The organism is Pedobacter sp. NO84, from assembly GCF_059703915.1.
The window spans coordinates 1136350-1153629 of sequence record NZ_AP046575.1 but is presented as its reverse complement, the minus strand read 5'-3'; the positions used below and the strand labels follow the sequence as shown (position 1 = coordinate 1153629).

Here is a 17280-nt window from a genome sequence, read left to right as displayed (position 1 = left end):
TCAACAATACAACAATATAACAATACAGCAATTTTTAATTGTACCCTAAACCAACTATAAATCCGTCTAATTAGCTAATTCAGTATGAGCAAATTTATTTTAGCGCTCGATCAGGGAACCACAAGTTCGAGAGCTATCGTTTTTAACCATGATGGCGAAATCGTTGCCATTGCCCAAAAAGAATTTACCCAAATTTATCCAAATGCAGGCTGGGTTGAGCATGAACCTCTAGAAATTTGGTCTACACAACTTGCAGTTGCAACAGAAGCTATTGTAAAAGCTGGCCTCACAGCAATTGATATCAAGGCGATCGGCATCACCAATCAGCGAGAAACCACTGTAGTTTGGGATAGGGAAACCGGAAATCCAATCTATAATGCCATTGTTTGGCAAGATAGAAGAACATCCAGCTATTGCGATGAGATCAGGAACCAGGGATTATCAAAAAATATCCAAGACAAAACAGGTTTGATCATCGATGCCTATTTCTCGGCTACCAAAGCAAAATGGATTTTAGAAAACGTTGAAGGTGCTAAAGAAAAAGCAGCGGCGGGAAAATTGGCATTTGGAACAATAGATTCCTGGTTAATCTGGAAATTAACAAATGGTGCAACCCACGTTACCGATGTGAGCAATGCGTCAAGGACCATGATGTACAATATCCACACCTTATCTTGGGATGAAGAATTGTTAACTCTTTTTGGCATTCCTAAAAATATGTTGCCAGAAGTGAAATCATCTAGCGAAGTTTATGGAGAAACAGCAGGCAATATTTTAGCTGCTAAAATTCCAATTGCAGGGATTGCAGGAGATCAACAATCTGCTTTATTTGGTCAGATGTGTACCGAACCCGGTATGGTTAAAAATACTTACGGTACGGGCTGTTTCATGCTAATGAACATTGGTAAAATACCTAAAATATCTGCTAACAACTTGTTAACCACCATTGCATGGAAAATTAACGGGGAGGTTAACTATGCGCTAGAGGGAAGCATCTTTATCGGCGGAGCAGTGGTGCAATGGCTAAGAGACGAACTGGGTATGATTTCTAAATCGGCCGACGTAGAAACACTTGCAGCGAAAGTAAGCGATACACAAGGTGTATATATTGTTCCTGCATTTGCAGGATTGGGGGCCCCCCATTGGGATCAACACGCCCGTGGCACAATTACAGGCCTCACCAGAGGAACGAATAAATCACATATTGCAAGAGCAGCTTTAGAAAGCATTGCCTATCAAACCATGGATGTGCTAAAAGCTATGGAAGCAGATGCCGGAGTTGGCATAGCCGAATTAAGAGTAGATGGTGGGGCAACGGCCAACAATTTGCTGATGCAGTTTCAGGCAGATGTATTAAAGTGTAAAGTTATCAGACCTGAAGTAACCGAAGTTACGGCCATTGGGGCCGCCTATTTAGCCGGACTAGCCACTGGATTTTGGGATAGCATAGAACAGATCAGATCTCAATGGAAAGTGAATAAAACTTTTGTAGCAGCAGCAGACATAGACAATACCGAGCGCGTTAAAGGCTGGAATAGAGCAGTGAAAGCAGCTAGAGTGAACGCTGAGCAATAATCAGTTTTCAGTTGGCAGTTGGCAGTTTGGAATTTGGAGCATTTCAACAATTCAACATTTCAACAATTAAACAATTAACCAAATTAACCTCTTAACATATGAATGCTTATTTAGCAGAATTTATTGGCACAGCACTAATGATCTTACTAGGAAATGGTGTTGTTGCAAATGTAGTACTTAAAGGCACCAAAGGAAATAATAGCGGCTGGATAGTGATAACAACAGCATGGGCCTTGGCCGTATTTGTTGGCGTTGTGGTAGCCGGTCCGTATAGTGGTGCGCACCTAAACCCTATTGTTAGCATAGGACTAGCAATTGCTCATAAATTTGATTGGGCATTAATACCGGGTTATGCAGCCAGTCAGATTGCAGGTGCAATGACAGGTTCTTTTTTGGTTTGGCTGATCTATAAAGACCATTTTGATGCAACTGATGATCAAGGTCTAAAGGCAGCACCTTTTGCTACAGCTCCTGCAATTCGGAACAACTTGTCGAACTTGCTCTCAGAAATTATTGGCACTTTTGTTTTAATATTCGTTATTTTCCATTTTACTGATGCAAGTATGGGCACAAAAGAAGAACCCACCCCAATGGGATTGGGCTCGCTCGGAGCTATACCAGTTGCATTTCTGGTATGGGTTATTGGCTTGGCCTTAGGCGGAACTACGGGTTATGCCATCAATCCAGCGAGAGATTTTGGACCAAGGGTTGTCCACTTCCTAATCCCTATGAAAGGAAAAGGAAGCAGTAATTGGGATTATGCTTGGGTACCCATCGTTGGACCGCTAATTGGATCTTCTCTTGCAGCACTCTTATTTTTGGCACTGAGCGCAAAATAACTCATACTAAATTTCTCGTTCAGGTAAGCATTAATGGGCCCTCGGTTAGAATACGGACAATTTGGGAACCTATAAGGTTAAAATAACCTACCTGGTTTACACAAATGCTATTTAACCTCGTAGGTTCTGTAGAACCTACGAGGTTGTTACGAGGTTTGTTACTAATGATCTCCCCTTGCAGCACTTAAATTTGTGGCCTTTAGCACAAAATAAGTTTGATCACCCTAAGATAAACTTTGACAATCTTTAAAAGATTGTCAAAGTTAAGGTTGTCCAAGTTAGGATACTCGGGAGGCATTCTTTATTTTTGGGCAGATGAATAAGGCAGCGCATTTTCTTCAACACCAGCTATCCCTAAGAACCGAAAATGGATTAGTAAGAAAATTAACTTCTTCCGCTTTTCCTTTCGATTTTTGCTCAAATGATTATTTGGGTTATGCCAGATCCTCGGTCTTAAAAGAATTGCTTAACGAGCAATTAGCACAAGTCGCAGATTTCAAAACTGGTTCAACAGGTTCTAGACTTTTAACTGGGAACCACCCTTATACCTTAGCAACAGAACATTTTATCGCCAATTTCCATGAAGCACAGGCTGGATTGATATTTAATTCGGGTTACGACGCGAATATTGGATTGCTATCTTCCATCCCTCAGCGTGGCGATACCATAATTACAGACGAACTTATTCATGCCAGTTTAATTGATGGTGCGCGGTTAAGTTATGCAGAGCGATACAAGTTTAAGCATAACGATTTAACTGATCTAGAAAATAAATTAAAATTAGCTAAAGGTTTAATATATGTAGTCGTAGAAAGTGTGTACTCTATGGATGGAGACCTAGCACCCTTAACTGCAATTTCTCATTTATGTAAGTTGTATGGAGCGAATCTAATAGTGGATGAAGCACATGCAACCGGAGTTCTTGGAGCCAATGGAAAAGGGTTAGTGGTAGATCTCGACTTACAAAATGAGGTTTTCGCAAGAGTTGTAACCTTTGGAAAGGCCATTGGTGTACAGGGTGCAATTGTTCTTGGGAGCGAAACTTTGAGAACTTACCTTATTAATTTTGCGCGTTCTTTTATTTATACCACTGCCGCACCTTTGCACGACATTGTGGCGGTTAATTGTAGCTATCAATTATTGGCCAAAGGCGATGAAATACAGCAGCTTAGCAACAAGATTAGGTTGTATAATCAATTGGTGAAAGAACTAACATTACCCACAATTACCAGTATCAGTGCGATTCAAACTATTTTATTTAACAGTAATGAAGGCGCCAAACAAGCTTCGGCGAAACTTCAGCACCATGGATTTGACGTTAGGGCTATTTTAAGTCCAACAGTGCCCCTTGGTAAGGAGCGATTAAGAATTTGTTTACATGCTTACAACAGTGATAAAGAAATTACAGATTTAGTTGATCATCTAAAAACTATCATATAATGCAAGAAATGTATTTTATTACAGGAATTGGTACTGATATTGGAAAAACCATGGTGAGCGCCATATTAACTGAGAAGTTAAATGCAGATTATTGGAAACCCATCCAAGCTGGGGATTTAACCAACAGTGATAGTTTGAAAGTAACCAATCTGATTAGCAACACTGCATCAAAAATCCATCCTGAAACTTATCGATTAACCCATCCCCTTTCTCCTCACCTTTCTGCAAAAATGGATGGAGTTGAGATAGATCTCGAAAGTTTGAAGTTGCCACAAACAACCAATACGCTAATTGTTGAGGGGGCTGGCGGATTAATGGTCCCGATTAATGACACCCAACTGGTGTTGGATCTGATCAAATTCTTGGGTATCCCTGTAATTATTGTGTCTCAAAACTATTTAGGAAGTATTAATCATACGTTATTAACGATTAATACACTCAAACATCATTCTATACCTATTAAAGGAATAATTTTTAGTGGGCTGGCTAACAAGGCAAGTGAAGATTTTATTCTAAATTATACACAAATCGCCTGTCTGGGGAAAATACCTTTGATTGCAGAAATCAACAAGCAAACGATTAAAGAGGCCGGACAAAATCTGCTCATCCGATGAGTCATCGGATGAGCAGGCTTTGAAACAAAAAAGGGGAAACATTACTGCTTCCCCTTTTTTCGTAGTCATCCGATGACTTAAGTCATCGGATGACTAGGATATTTTATTTTACTGCATCAATAATTGCTTTGAAAGCATCTTTATGGTTCATAGCTAAATCTGCTAAAACTTTACGGTTTAAACCGATATTTTTTGCTGCTAATTTACCAATTAATTGAGAGTAAGATACACCGTGTTCACGTGCTCCTGCGTTGATACGTTGGATCCACAAACCGCGGAATTCTCTTTTCTTAACTTTACGATCGCGGTAAGCATATTGCAAACCTTTTTCAACCGTGTTTTTAGCAATGGTAAAAACCTTGCTTCTTGATCCCCAATAGCCTTTGGCCATATTTAGGACTTTTTTCCTTCTGCGTCTAGCAGCTACTGCGTTTACCGAACGTGGCATAGTGTGTTGTTTTTGATAAGCGGTGTTGCGTTAGCAATCTTGAAACCGAGTACCTGGTTAAAAATTTAATTATTTACCGATTGCAAGCATACGTTTAACGTTGCCCATATCAGCTGCACTTACCAGACTAGTCTGGCCTAAGTTACGCTTACGTTTTGTGCTCATTTTTGTTAAAATGTGGCTTTTGTATGCGTTCTTTCTTGAGATTTTACCTGTTCCAGTAAGCGAAAAACGCTTTTTAGCACTGGAATTGGTTTTCATTTTTGGCATAACCCTGTTTTAATTTATATAATTTATTACTTCTTTGCTACTTTTGGTGCTAGGGTTAAGAACATACGCTTACCCTCTAATTTAGGCAACAATTCTACCTTCCCTATATCCTCTAATGCCTGAGCGAACTTTAAGAGTAAGATTTCACCCTGTTCTTTGTAAACTATGGCCCTACCTTTAAAGTGTACATAGGCTCTCACCTTTTCCCCATTTTCAAGGAAACTAACAGCATGCTTTAACTTAAACTGAAAATCGTGATCGTTGGTATTTGGTCCGAAACGAATTTCTTTAATAACGGTCTGTTTTGCATTGGCCTTGATCTCTTTTTGCTTTTTCTTTTGTTCGTAAACAAATTTGCTGTAATCAATGATCCTACAAACAGGAGGAACTGCATTTGGAGAAATTTCTACTAAATCTAACTCCAGTTCATCAGCAAGTGCCAAAGCTTTAGCCAAAGGATAAATCCCAGGTTCAACATTATCGCCAGCTAATCTCACTTCTTGGGCTCTGATATACTGATTAATATTATGTTCTGCTTCTTTTTTCTTAAAAGGAGGACGTGGTCCCCTATTAAATCCTGGTCTTCCTAATGCCAAATGTAATTTCTGTTTAAACTGTTATTTCTTTAATTATTAATGCACTAAATTCTGCTAATGTCATTGTTCCTAAATCTCCTTCACCGTGTTTGCGAACTGAAACCTTGGCTTCTTCCGCTTCTTTTTCACCGATAATGAGCATATAAGGTAGTTTTTTAACCTCGGCATCTCTGATTTTCCTCCCAATCTTCTCATCCCGAAAGTCTATCAGCCCGCGAATATCGGAATTATTTAGTTCATCTGAAACTTTTTTTGCATATTCTTCATACTTTTCTGAGATTGGAAGAATAATATATTGCTCGGGCGAAAGCCATAATGGGAAGTTACCAGCGCAATGTTCAATCAGCACCGCTACAAAACGCTCTAAAGAACCAAATGGGGCACGATGGATCATCACCGGACGATGCTTTAAATTATCGCTTCCGGTATATTCCAATTCAAAACGTTCGGGCAAGTTATAATCAACCTGGATGGTTCCCAATTGCCATTTCCTTCCAAGGGCATCTTTTACCATAAAATCAAGCTTCGGACCATAAAAAGCCGCTTCTCCCAACTCAACAACTGTGGGCAAGCCCATCTCTTCGGCAGCTTCAATGATTGCGGATTCTGCTAGCTTCCAATTTTCGTCGGATCCGATATATTTTGCTTTATTTTCTGGATCACGGAGTGAAATCTGAGCAATGTACTGGTCAAAACCCAAAGATTTAAAGACATACAGCACCAGTTCGATCACCTTTTTAAATTCCTCTTTCACCTGATCTGGCCTACAAAATAAATGCGCATCATCTTGAGTAAAGCCTCGAACACGGGTTAATCCATGTAGTTCGCCACTTTGTTCGTAGCGATAAACCGTACCAAACTCCGCAAAGCGAACTGGTAGGTCTTTATATGATCGAGGTTTGAACTTATACATTTCACAATGATGGGGACAGTTCATCGGTTTTAGGAAAAACTCCTCTCCCTCTTGAGGCGTTTTTATAGGCTGGAAACTGTCTTTTCCATATTTTTCGTAGTGACCAGAGGTTACATATAAATTCTTGCTTCCAATATGAGGAGTAATCACCTGCTCATAGCCAGATTTAACCTGAGCTTTAGTTAAAAACTGCACAAGACGTTCTCTCAAAGCAGTGCCCTTAGGCAACCACATCGGTAAGCCTGCACCAACTTTATCAGAAAACATAAACAATTCCAATTCCTTCCCCAATTTCCTGTGGTCGCGTTTCTTTGCTTCCTCAATCATTAATAGGTACTCTGTTAGTTCGCTTGCTTTCGGAAAAGTTACCCCATAAATACGGGTCAGCTGTTTTTTGGTCTCATCCCCTCTCCAATAAGCCCCCGCTACATTCATCAGTTTTACTGCTTTCACAAAACCGGTATGCGGAATATGGGGACCGCGGCATAGATCCGTAAATCCACCCTGGGTATAAAAGGTAATCTTACCATCCTCCAAACCTTCTAAGAGATCAAGTTTATACTCATCCCCTTTTTCGGTAAAGTAGGTAATCGCATCGGCTTTAGAAACGCTTTTTCTTCCAAAAACCTCTTTTTGTTTTGCAAGTTCGAGCATTTTAGTTTCGATCGCCTTGAAATCATCAGAAGAAAACTCCCTATCCCCAAAATCCACATCGTAATAAAATCCGGTTTCAATGGCAGGGCCGATGCCAAATTTTGTACCTGGATAAAGTGATTCAAGCGCTTCGGCCATCAAGTGGGCTGATGAGTGCCAGAATGTTGCTTTACCAGCAGTATCATTCCAGGTTAATAATTTTAAGGTCGAATCGGTTTCGATTGGTCTTGCAGAATCCCAGATTTCTCCATTGATTTCTGCTGCTAAAATGTTTCTTGCTAGGCCCTCAGAAATAGATAAGGCAATTTGATAGGCAGTTGTGCCCTGTTCGTACTGACGAACAGACCCGTCAGGTAAAGTAATGTTAATCATCTACAACTATGATTTAAAAATTGAAAAATTAGAATAGTCGATCACATACAAAGTGATCTTGGAATGCAAAGATAGGATTTTTTCTAGACTTACGAAGTCTTAAGAATTCGTAAACCCAAAAAAAAAGTTCCGATTTTCATCAGAACTTTTTATAATTATTTAGCGAAGAAAACTAGTTAATGATTACCCTAGTTGGAGCACCACCTTGTTGTCTGCCGCCGCCTTGGAATCTTTTCGCCATAGCATCCATTTTAACTTTTAATTGTTCTGGAGTTATAGGAAGTGCTTTTTTAGGTGCGATTACGTCCTTAGCGCTTACATTTCTATATTCGATACTCTTAGCCGTCGTGGTGCTACCTTTATTTTCGAGTGCTAAAACCGTTCCTTCTGTCCACATATTTGGCGTAGGAGAAAAGTTAAACCCTAATTCATTGGTGTACCAAACTGCTGTTTCATCCACAATATTTTTATCTTCTCCTAAAACTTTTGCTTTTCGGATCAATTTTATAATTGCTTTATTACACGTAAAGTTCAATATTTTTTTGGTTTCATCGGTTTTAACCACTTCCATTGTTGGAGGATCTGGAGAAAATACCACCGCACTTACAGTAGTTGTTGTTGTACCACCTTGGGTAGTTGTAGTTGCTCCATTATTATTACCGCCCTGTCTGTTACCCAAATTAAAATTTACAGGAGGGGTTACATCTAATTTACGAGGGATGATATAAGTGGTATCCATTAAATCAAACACTTCTGATAATTTCTGGTCGGCAAACGTATAATAATACTCTTTTTGTCCGCCCATTCCGCCCATCATACGCATCATACGGTTCATACCTCCACCGCCTCCGCCGCCGTTACTATCTTCAGCTTCTTCTACAGGCATATAACTTGCATTGGTAGCATTAAACAAAAGCTCGAAATTGGATTTTATTGCTTTAGGCAAACGTGCTTTCATTTCATCAGTAAGCTGCATACCATTGGCAGATGCCATTGCTACAAAATCTAATGTGGTTTCAAATTGGATTGCTCCGGATTTTTTTTGAGCCTGAGTAGTTAAGCTTAACGAGATTAAACCAACAAAGGCAATAAGAATTCTTTTCATTAGGATAAGTTATAATTAATGCTGCAAATTTATTGTAGTTTTTTAACATGAAGTGTTAAAAAAGGTTAATTTCTTTGTAACTTTTTCTCTAGATAGAGATTAGATCTGGTCCATAGACAATAGCTATAGACCATGGACCATGGACTATCGACTATGGACTATTGACTAGTAATCCAGCCATCCATTTGCCAGCACATCAGCAATATGCATGGTTTTAATTGGAATCTGGTTTTTTTGGATATAACCATCTAAATGCATTAGGCAGGATAAATCGGTAGAAATAATGTAATCTGCTTCCATTTCAAGCGCATTATTTACTTTTTGTTCGGCCATCGCTGATGAAATCGCATCAAATTTAACGGCAAATGTACCCCCAAACCCACAGCACATATCAGTATCTTTCATTTCAACCATCTCCAGTCCATGCACTTTAGCTAATAATAATCGTGGTTCTTCCTTGATTTTACATTCACGTAATCCACTACAAGAATCATGGTAAACTGCCTTTCCTTCTAGCTCTGCACCAAAATAGTCCTTCTTTAAGATATTGATCAGAAAATCGGAAAGCTCAAAAATGCTCCCCTGCATTGTTCTACATTTATTATGTACAATGGTATTGGTAAACAGATCGTTAAACCCATTTTTTACCATTCCAACGCAAGAAGCGGATGGGGCTACAATATAATCGCTATCTGAAAAATCATTCAGGAATTTATTACCGATTTCTTTTGCTTGTTCCCAATACCCCGCATTGTAGGCTGGTTGGCCACAGCAGGTTTGTTTGGTGTTATAACTTACTTCACAGCCGGCTTTTTCGAGTAGTTTTATGGTATTAAAGGCAGTTTCAGGATATAATTGATCTACAAAACAGGGAACAAATAATTCTATTTTCATTAATGGGTGTTTAGTTAGTGAAAGCGTTTAACCGATTATCTCGTTACGCCATCCCTTATTACTTCGTTACTGCAACTGATTTAGGCTGCACTTTTTTGATGGACAGCAAAAATAGTAATCCTACAACAAAAAATAGCGTTAAAGCGATTACAGAATTTCTCATTCCTAATTTTTCATCAATAAATCCGAAGGTAAACATTCCGAAAACGAGCGCAACTTTCTCTGCCACATCGTAAAAACTAAAAAAGGATGTATGATCAGGGCTTTCTTGGGGTAAAAATTTAGAATAGGTAGAGCGTGAGAGCGATTGGATTCCTCCCATTATCAATCCTATAACTGCAGCAAGCGCATAAAATTCATATTCGGTATGGATAAAATAAGCTGCAATGCATGAACCGATCCAAATGATCACTACTCCGATCAACACATTTACGTTTCCATACTTTTTAGAAGACAGATAAGACATCAGCATTGCTCCAGGAATGGCAACCAACTGTAAAATCAATATCGTAGCAATTAATTTAGAGGTAGGCAGATGCAATTCTTTTTCTCCGAAAATAGTGGCCATTAACATTACCGTCTGCACACCCATTGAGTAGAAGAAAAAAGCAAAAAGAAAACGCTTAAGATAGGCCGCTTCTTTAACTTGGAGCCAAACCTTATTAAGTTCTCTAAACCCGCTTGTTAGCACGTTCTTATCGCCACCTTTAAAATTCGGACTTCCTTTTGGTAGGTATTTAAATGGAATTTGTGCAAAAACGATCCACCATACACCAACCATTACAAAGGAGATTTTTGCGGGGGTATAACCGTCTGTAATACCGAACCATTCTGGTTTAAATACAACAACGAAACATAACAACTGCAGGATAATGCTACCTATATAACCATAGGTAAAGCCTTTTGCACTTACTTTATCTTGCTGATCTACGGTAGCAATTTCGGGCAAGTAAGAATTATAAAAAACCAAACTTCCCCAAAAACCAATGGCCGCTATAATGAAAATTGGAACGCCCAGGTTGATATTTGCAACATCAGTTACCGGATCTTTCTTGAAAAAATAAAGTGCACAACAGGCTAACGAACCAATATAGGTGAACATTTTCATGAAAATTTTCTTATTTCCACGGGTATCCGCAATGGCCGAAAGTATTGGCGATAAAAAGGCGATCACCAAAAATGCAACTGCCATTGCATAGCTATATAGTGCCGAATTCACAAATTTGCGCCCAAAGAAAATCACATAATCTGTTGTGGAATCATCTTTATCAGATGTAATAATGGTATAATAAGCAGGAAAGATGGTCGAGGTGATTACTAAATTATATACCGAATTAGCCCAATCAAAAAAGGCCCAAGACCTGATAATTTTTTTATCGTTTTTCATAGATGATTACACAGATTTTAAGGTGATTACACAGATTGCAAGGGATTACACAGATTGATGATTGAAATGGTTAATTTTGTTAAAGATAATATTTTTATGAATAGTTAAGCGTGTTGCGTTAGGCGCAATGCACGCTAATCGCAAAACGCTTGTCGCCTAGCTTAAGAGGGAATATCTTTATGGATAGTTGGGCGTCTTATGTTAGGCGTACTGCACGCTTATCGCTTAGCGCTCAGCTTAAGTAGTATTTCTTTCCATCTGTTTTAATCTTAAGTGCATCTAATAGTTCACGGATTCGATCTATTTTTTCGTTCTCAGTGCCTGAATTTATTTTGGCCATTAATTCATTTAGCGGATGAGGTTGGCTTTGGAGTATGGTAACAATTTCAAAATCTATCTTATCCTTCAGCTGTGCTTTGTCTTCTAATTTTCTTTCAGCGAGGCATATATCACAAAAGCCACATTTATCTGCATTAATTTCTCCAAAATAGTGCAATAGTTGCTTGCTTCTGCACAGTGGTGTTGATGCATAGGACAGCACTGCTTTTACTTGATCTATCTGGATTTGCTGGCGTAACTTGATATATTTAGCATCTATGTCTAAATGTGTTTGATGTGCCCTTGGTAAAATAAACTGTAGTTGCGGCTCATCACTCTGTGGAAGGTAAGATAAGATTTCTAGCTGTTGTAAACGATTTAAATAATCAACTACTGTGGTGTAAGAAACCTTTAACCTATTGGAAAGATCTGATTCCTTAATCTTGATATATCCATCAAATGCACCTCCATAAGAACGTTGAATTGTTTTTATGATAGGATCATAGGCAGAGTTTTCTATTTGGAAACGGTACACTTCCTCGTGATCTGCGACAAACATGAGCCGCGATTGAAGAAAAACATTTTCTGATAAAGCAATATATCCATCATGTTCCAGAAATTTAAGTGCGGCAAGTGTTTTAACTACGCCCATATTAAATTTCTTGCAAAAATCTGCCAAGTCGAACGCAAAGCTTAAACCTTCTCCCGCGCCAAATGCCAATTGAAAATAGCTGCCTAAATAATGGTATGTTTTTTTTATTTCGGAAAGCGTTGGATAGCTTTCGGCATACTTCGCATTCAAGATCAATTGATCTGATTTATTCGCTAAAAGGATCCCAAAGGCCCGTTTTTCATCCCTACCCGCCCTGCCCGCTTCCTGGTAGTACGCCTCTAAACTTTCAGGAAGATCTAAATGGATTACAAAACGTACATTGGGCTTATCGATTCCCATTCCAAAAGCATTGGTAGCCACCATGATTCGGATGAGATCGTTTTTCCAATCCTCCTGTTTCTTAAAACGTAAATCTTTTTCTATGCCCGCGTGATAAAAGTCGGCGGCAATACCATTTCGTTGTAAAAAATGGGCCACTTCTGCAGTTTCCCTCCTATTTCTTACATACACCAATCCACACCCATTAACGTTTTTAGCTACTTCCAACAGCTTTTTGAGCTTATCTTCCAAGTCAAAGACAACGTAGCTTAAATTTTTTCTGGCGAAACTTTTTACAAATACCTGTGGGTTCTTAAGCTCCAATTTTTGTAAAATATCTTCCCTTACAAAGGGTGTGGCTGTAGCAGTTAAGGCCAATATGTTCACCTTTGGAAGAATTAATCTTAGTTCTTTGATCTTTAGATAGGGTGGCCTAAAATCATAACCCCATTGCGAAATACAATGTGCTTCGTCTATTGCGATGAGATTTACATTCATGTACGAAATACGTTCCCTAACAATTTCAGACAATAATCTTTCAGGTGATAAATAAAGGAATTTAATGTTGCCGTAAATGCAGTTGTCTAAAAGTATGTCTATTTCTCGCTTGCCCATCCCCGCATAAATAGCAACCGCCTCAATCCCTTTTGCTTTTAAATTTTCTACCTGATCTTTCATCAGGGCAATTAGCGGAGAAACCACAATGCAAATGCCTTCCCTGGCCATTGCAGGAACCTGAAAACAAATGGATTTCCCTCCGCCGGTTGGCAACAAAGCCAATGTATCATTTCCGTTTATAACAGATTGGATAATCTCGTCCTGTAATGGTCGAAAGTTGTCAAAACCCCAGTATTTTTTTAATATCTCCGTTTCCGTCATAAAAAGATGTCTGTCAAAACTATAAAAACGGACTGATATTATTAAATTGCCAGCTAATTATTCTCAACCAAAAAGATGAAGAAATTTTCTTTGATTATTAGCTCTTTATTTCTGCTACTTTCTGCAGGGGCGCAAGATAAAAAAGAGGCCACAAAGTGGGATGTAGAAAAATATAGAGGCCAGACCAAAACCTTTACCATCACTACTAATGAAGGTACTTGGATGGATTTAGATGTAAGTGCAGATGGCACTGAAATTGTATTTGATCTTTTGGGCGATATCTATAAAATGCCAATTACCGGTGGTCAGGCTAAACTATTAACCGGAGGTAATGCATGGGATGTTCAGCCAAGGTTTAGTCCAAATGGAAAGTATATTTCTTATACAAGCGATAAAAGCGGGGGCGACAATATCTGGATCATGGACCGGGATGGAAATAACAAAAAGCAGATAACGAAAGAATCTTTTCGCTTGCTAAACAATGCCGTTTGGATGCCAAATAGTGAATACCTAGTTGCAAGAAAACATTTTACAGGTTCTCGGTCTTTAGGTGCAGGCGAAATGTGGATGTATAGTATTTATGGTGGTGATGGAGTTCAATTAACCAAGAGGAAAAATGATCAACAAGATGCGGGTGAGCCTAATGTTTCTCCAGATGGAAAATTTTTATATTTCAGTGAAGACGTTTCTCCTGGTCCGAATTTCGAATACAGCAAAGATCCAAATGGAATGATCTATGCGATTAGGCAATTGGATCTTACAACAGGAAGGTTAACCAATTTAATTGCAGAGCAAGGGGGTGCGGCACGACCACAGATATCTCCAGATGGGAAGTTAATGGCTTTTGTAAAGCGGGTTCGACTAAAATCAACATTGTTTATCCAAAACATAAAAACTGGAGAAGAGTGGCCTTTATATGACGATCTCTCTCACGATCAACAAGAAACATGGGCAATCTTTGGGGTTTATCCCAATTTTGCATGGACCCCTGATTCGAAAAAAATCATTTTTTATGCAAAAGGTAAAATCAAACAAATAGATCTAGGAAGCCAAAATGTAAGTGAAATACCTTTTGAGGTAAACAGCCAGCAAACTGTTCAACAAGCTCTCCACTTCGAAAACGAAGTTTTTAATCCAGAATTTACCGTCAAAATGATTAGGCAGCTCACCACATCGCCGGATGGCAAAATGGTAGTATTTAATGCGGCCGGCTATTTGTATAAAAAGGAAATGCCTAACGGGGTTCCTGAACGGGTAACCAATGGTATCGATTTTGAATTTGAGCCTAAATTTAGTCCCGACGGTAAGTTTATAGTTTATACCACGTGGAGTGATGAATTTAAAGGGGCAATTAAACGAACAGAGCTAAAAACAGGCAAAACCATTACGTTAACTGATGAGAAAGGTTTTTACTATTCACCATCCTACTCAAATAAAGGAGATAAAATTGCATTCAGAAAAGGCAGTGGCAATGAAACACTGGGCTTAACCTACGGTAAAAACACTGGCATTTTCATCATATCTGCCAATGGAGGAGCAAAGAACTTGGTGAGCGAAAATGGTATTAAGCCAATTTTTAGTCCAGATGATAAATTGATCTATTTCCAGGGTTTCGATTCTGGGAAAAAAGCGTTCAAGAGCATAGATCTAAATGGCGGCAATGAGCGTACACTATATACCTCACAATATGCCACCCAGTTTGCGCCCAGCCCAGATGGAAAATGGATGGCATTTACCGAACTTTTTAACGCCTACATCACCCCAATGGTTACCACCGGAAGCGCTCTAGATCTTTCGGCAACCAATAAATCTATTCCCTTAGCACGAGTTACGAAAGATGCCGGAACATTTTTACACTGGAGCGTAGATAGTAAAAAACTATTATGGACACTGGGAGAGCAATATTATAACAGAGAAATTAAAAATACATTTAATTTTATTGAAGGGGCACCAGCCACTTTACCAGAGCTCGATACCGCCGGAATCGCGATAGGTTTAAAACTAAAAACTGACGTACCAACTGGTATTTTAGCCCTAAAAGGAGCCCGAATAATTACCATGAAGGGTGATGAAGTAATTGAAGAAGGGACTATCCTATTAGAAAACAATAAAATTGTTGCCATTGGCAAAGTGGCGGACGTGGCTATTCCGGCAAATGCAAAAATTATTGAGGTAAATGGAAAAACCATTATGCCGGGAATGGTTGATGTGCATGCTCATTTACGGACAAGTCCGGATGGCATTAGTCCGCAACAAGATTGGTCGTACCTTGCTAATTTATCCTTTGGAGTTACTACCTCTCATGATCCATCCAGTAACACTGAAATGGTTTTTAGTCAGAGCGAAATGTTAAAGGCAGGCAGAATGATCGGTCCACGTGTATATTCTACAGGTTCGATATTATATGGTGCTGATGGCGATTTTAAAGTAGTGATTAATAGTTTGGAGGATGCGATAGCCAATTTGAAGCGCTTAAAAGCGGTGGGTGCATTTTCTGTAAAATCTTACAATCAACCACGTAGGGAGCAGCGACAACAAATATTGGAGGCGGCCAGGTTATTAAAAATGGAAGTTGTACCCGAAGGTGGATCAACATTTTTTACTAACATGAACATGGTAACTGATGGGCATACCGGAATTGAACATAGCATTCCCGTAACTCCTGTTTACAAAGATGTGGTTTCCCTTTGGAGCAATACCCAGGTAGGCTATACTCCTACCCTTATCGTAGCTTATGGTGGCCAATGGGGCGAAAATTACTGGTATGACCGTACCAATGTTTGGGAAAATGAACGATTGATGAGCTTTACACCTAGATCTATTATAGATGGGCGCTCGAGGAGAAGAACTACTTCTGAGTACGGAGACTATAACCATATCGATGTCTCGAAATCGGTAAAGCAGATTGCAGATGGAGGAACAAAAATTAACCTGGGTGCACACGGTCAGATCCAAGGTTTAGGCGCACATTGGGAATTATGGATGTTTGTTCAGGGCGGCGCAACCCCGATGCAGGCCATTAGATATGCTACCATTAATGGAGCGTCGTATTTAGGGATGGATAAAGAGATTGGTTCTTTAGAAGTTGGAAAACTAGCCGATTTAGTAGTAATGGATGCCAATCCTTTAGAGGATATCAGAAATTCGGAAAAAATCAAATATGTGATGGTAAACGGAAGGTTATACGATAGCTTAACGATGAACGAAACAGGAAGCAGGGAAAAAGTGAGATCAAAACTATGGTTCGAGCTCGATAAAGGATCAGCTTATTCTATTCCTTACAAGGCTTCTGAAACATGGATTTTTACGGTACCGAATTGTGATTAGAGAGATTTGAGATGGGAGACAGATCATTAGTTAACAGTTAACAGTTTTTAGTTAGCCATTGTTTAGGTTTGTCAAGCTGGGGCTTGTCGAAGGGCGTAATTTGGTCTTCGACAGGCTAGTGCGCAAAATCTCCCTTGGCGATGCAATCGCCGCTCTCATGCATCCTCGTTACAAACGAGGACGAGTTAAGATATTCAAATGAAATGACTAAAATAACTCTTCAAACCCAAATAAACGCTCCCATCACCTTGGTGTTCGATTGTGCCCGAAGCATTGATATCCATCAGTTATCCACTGCAAATACTAATGAGAAAGCAATTGCCGGAAGAATGAGTGGCCTTTGCGAACTAGGTGATGAGGTGACATGGAGAGCTAAACATTTTGGTATTTATCAAGAATTAAGTTCCAGGATCACCAAATTTAAAGCACCCTTTCATTTTCAGGATTGCATGATCAAAGGTGCTTTTACCTTTATAAAACACGACCATTATTTTGAAGAACGAGATGGCCTAACTTTCATGAAGGATATTTTTGAATATGGAGTACCCTACGGAATTATAGGGAAGTGCTTTGATAAACTTATCCTCAAAAAATACATGACAGATTTGTTAACGGAGAGAAACAGAGTGATAAAAGAGGAAAGTGAGTTGGAAGATGTGAGATTTGAGAGAGATCATTAGTTAACAAATTTTAGTTAGCAGTTTTTAGTTAGCCCCTG

General features: G+C 39.1%; 14 protein-coding genes. 6 read left to right on the top strand and 8 right to left on the bottom strand.

Annotation, left to right across the window (positions count from 1 at the left end; genetic code table 11):
- Window positions 1-84 precede the first annotated feature (84 nt).
- From glpK to bioD, 4 genes are all read left to right on the top strand, one after another.
- On the top strand, window positions 85-1575 hold the full coding sequence (gene glpK, locus AC6H0V_RS05130) for a glycerol kinase GlpK (RefSeq protein ID WP_497562639.1): 1491 nt from the start codon (window positions 85-87) through the stop codon (window positions 1573-1575).
- 98 nt (window positions 1576-1673) lie between these two features.
- A complete protein-coding gene (locus AC6H0V_RS05125; protein WP_497562638.1) occupies window positions 1674-2414 on the top strand; it encodes an MIP/aquaporin family protein in 741 nt (246 codons plus the stop codon).
- Window positions 2415-2729: 315 nt separating this feature from the next.
- Window positions 2730-3854 carry an aminotransferase class I/II-fold pyridoxal phosphate-dependent enzyme gene (locus AC6H0V_RS05120; RefSeq protein WP_497562637.1) on the top strand — a complete coding sequence of 375 codons (1125 nt, stop codon included), beginning with the start codon at window positions 2730-2732 and terminating at the stop codon, window positions 3852-3854.
- On the top strand, window positions 3854-4468 hold the full coding sequence (gene bioD, locus AC6H0V_RS05115; RefSeq protein WP_497562636.1) for a dethiobiotin synthase: 615 nt from the start codon (window positions 3854-3856) through the stop codon (window positions 4466-4468). Before AC6H0V_RS05120 ends, bioD begins: the two co-directional genes overlap by 1 nt.
- A 103-nt stretch (window positions 4469-4571) precedes the next feature.
- Here bioD and rplT read toward each other — a convergent pair whose 3' ends face one another.
- From rplT to AC6H0V_RS05075, 8 genes are all read right to left on the bottom strand, one after another.
- On the bottom strand, window positions 4572-4916 hold the full coding sequence (rplT, locus tag AC6H0V_RS05110; protein ID WP_055131818.1) for a 50S ribosomal protein L20: 345 nt from the start codon (window positions 4914-4916) through the stop codon (window positions 4572-4574).
- 69 nt (window positions 4917-4985) lie between these two features.
- Entirely contained in the window at window positions 4986-5186 is a 201-nt protein-coding gene (gene rpmI, locus AC6H0V_RS05105) for a 50S ribosomal protein L35 (protein ID WP_136839930.1), read from the bottom strand.
- A 26-nt stretch (window positions 5187-5212) separates the two neighbouring features.
- Window positions 5213-5782: a translation initiation factor IF-3 gene (gene infC / locus AC6H0V_RS05100; protein WP_055131820.1), complete on the bottom strand. Its 570-nt coding sequence runs from the start codon at window positions 5780-5782 to the stop codon at window positions 5213-5215.
- Between the two features lie 13 nt (window positions 5783-5795).
- Entirely contained in the window at window positions 5796-7721 is a 1926-nt protein-coding gene (thrS, locus tag AC6H0V_RS05095; protein WP_497562635.1) for a threonine--tRNA ligase, read from the bottom strand.
- 172 nt (window positions 7722-7893) lie between these two features.
- Complete coding sequence (locus tag AC6H0V_RS05090) at window positions 7894-8826, bottom strand: hypothetical protein (protein ID WP_497562634.1); 933 nt, start codon at window positions 8824-8826, stop codon at window positions 7894-7896.
- A 165-nt stretch (window positions 8827-8991) separates the two neighbouring features.
- Window positions 8992-9720 carry a (Fe-S)-binding protein gene (locus tag AC6H0V_RS05085; protein ID WP_497562633.1) on the bottom strand — a complete coding sequence of 243 codons (729 nt, stop codon included), beginning with the start codon at window positions 9718-9720 and terminating at the stop codon, window positions 8992-8994.
- Between the two features lie 58 nt (window positions 9721-9778).
- The gene (locus tag AC6H0V_RS05080) at window positions 9779-11107 is read right to left on the bottom strand and encodes an MFS transporter (protein ID WP_497562632.1); all 1329 of its coding nucleotides are present in this window, start codon (window positions 11105-11107) and stop codon (window positions 9779-9781) included.
- 232 nt (window positions 11108-11339) lie between these two features.
- Entirely contained in the window at window positions 11340-13235 is a 1896-nt protein-coding gene (locus AC6H0V_RS05075) for a RecQ family ATP-dependent DNA helicase (protein WP_497562631.1), read from the bottom strand.
- Window positions 13236-13310: 75 nt separating this feature from the next.
- Between AC6H0V_RS05075 and AC6H0V_RS05070 the strand changes: the two genes are divergently transcribed.
- Together AC6H0V_RS05070 and AC6H0V_RS05065 are read left to right on the top strand one after the other, a co-directional pair.
- Entirely contained in the window at window positions 13311-16562 is a 3252-nt protein-coding gene (locus tag AC6H0V_RS05070) for an amidohydrolase family protein (protein ID WP_497562630.1), read from the top strand.
- Between the two features lie 203 nt (window positions 16563-16765).
- Window positions 16766-17242 carry an SRPBCC family protein gene (locus AC6H0V_RS05065; protein WP_497562629.1) on the top strand — a complete coding sequence of 159 codons (477 nt, stop codon included), beginning with the start codon at window positions 16766-16768 and terminating at the stop codon, window positions 17240-17242.
- The last annotated feature ends 38 nt before the right edge of the window (window positions 17243-17280 follow it).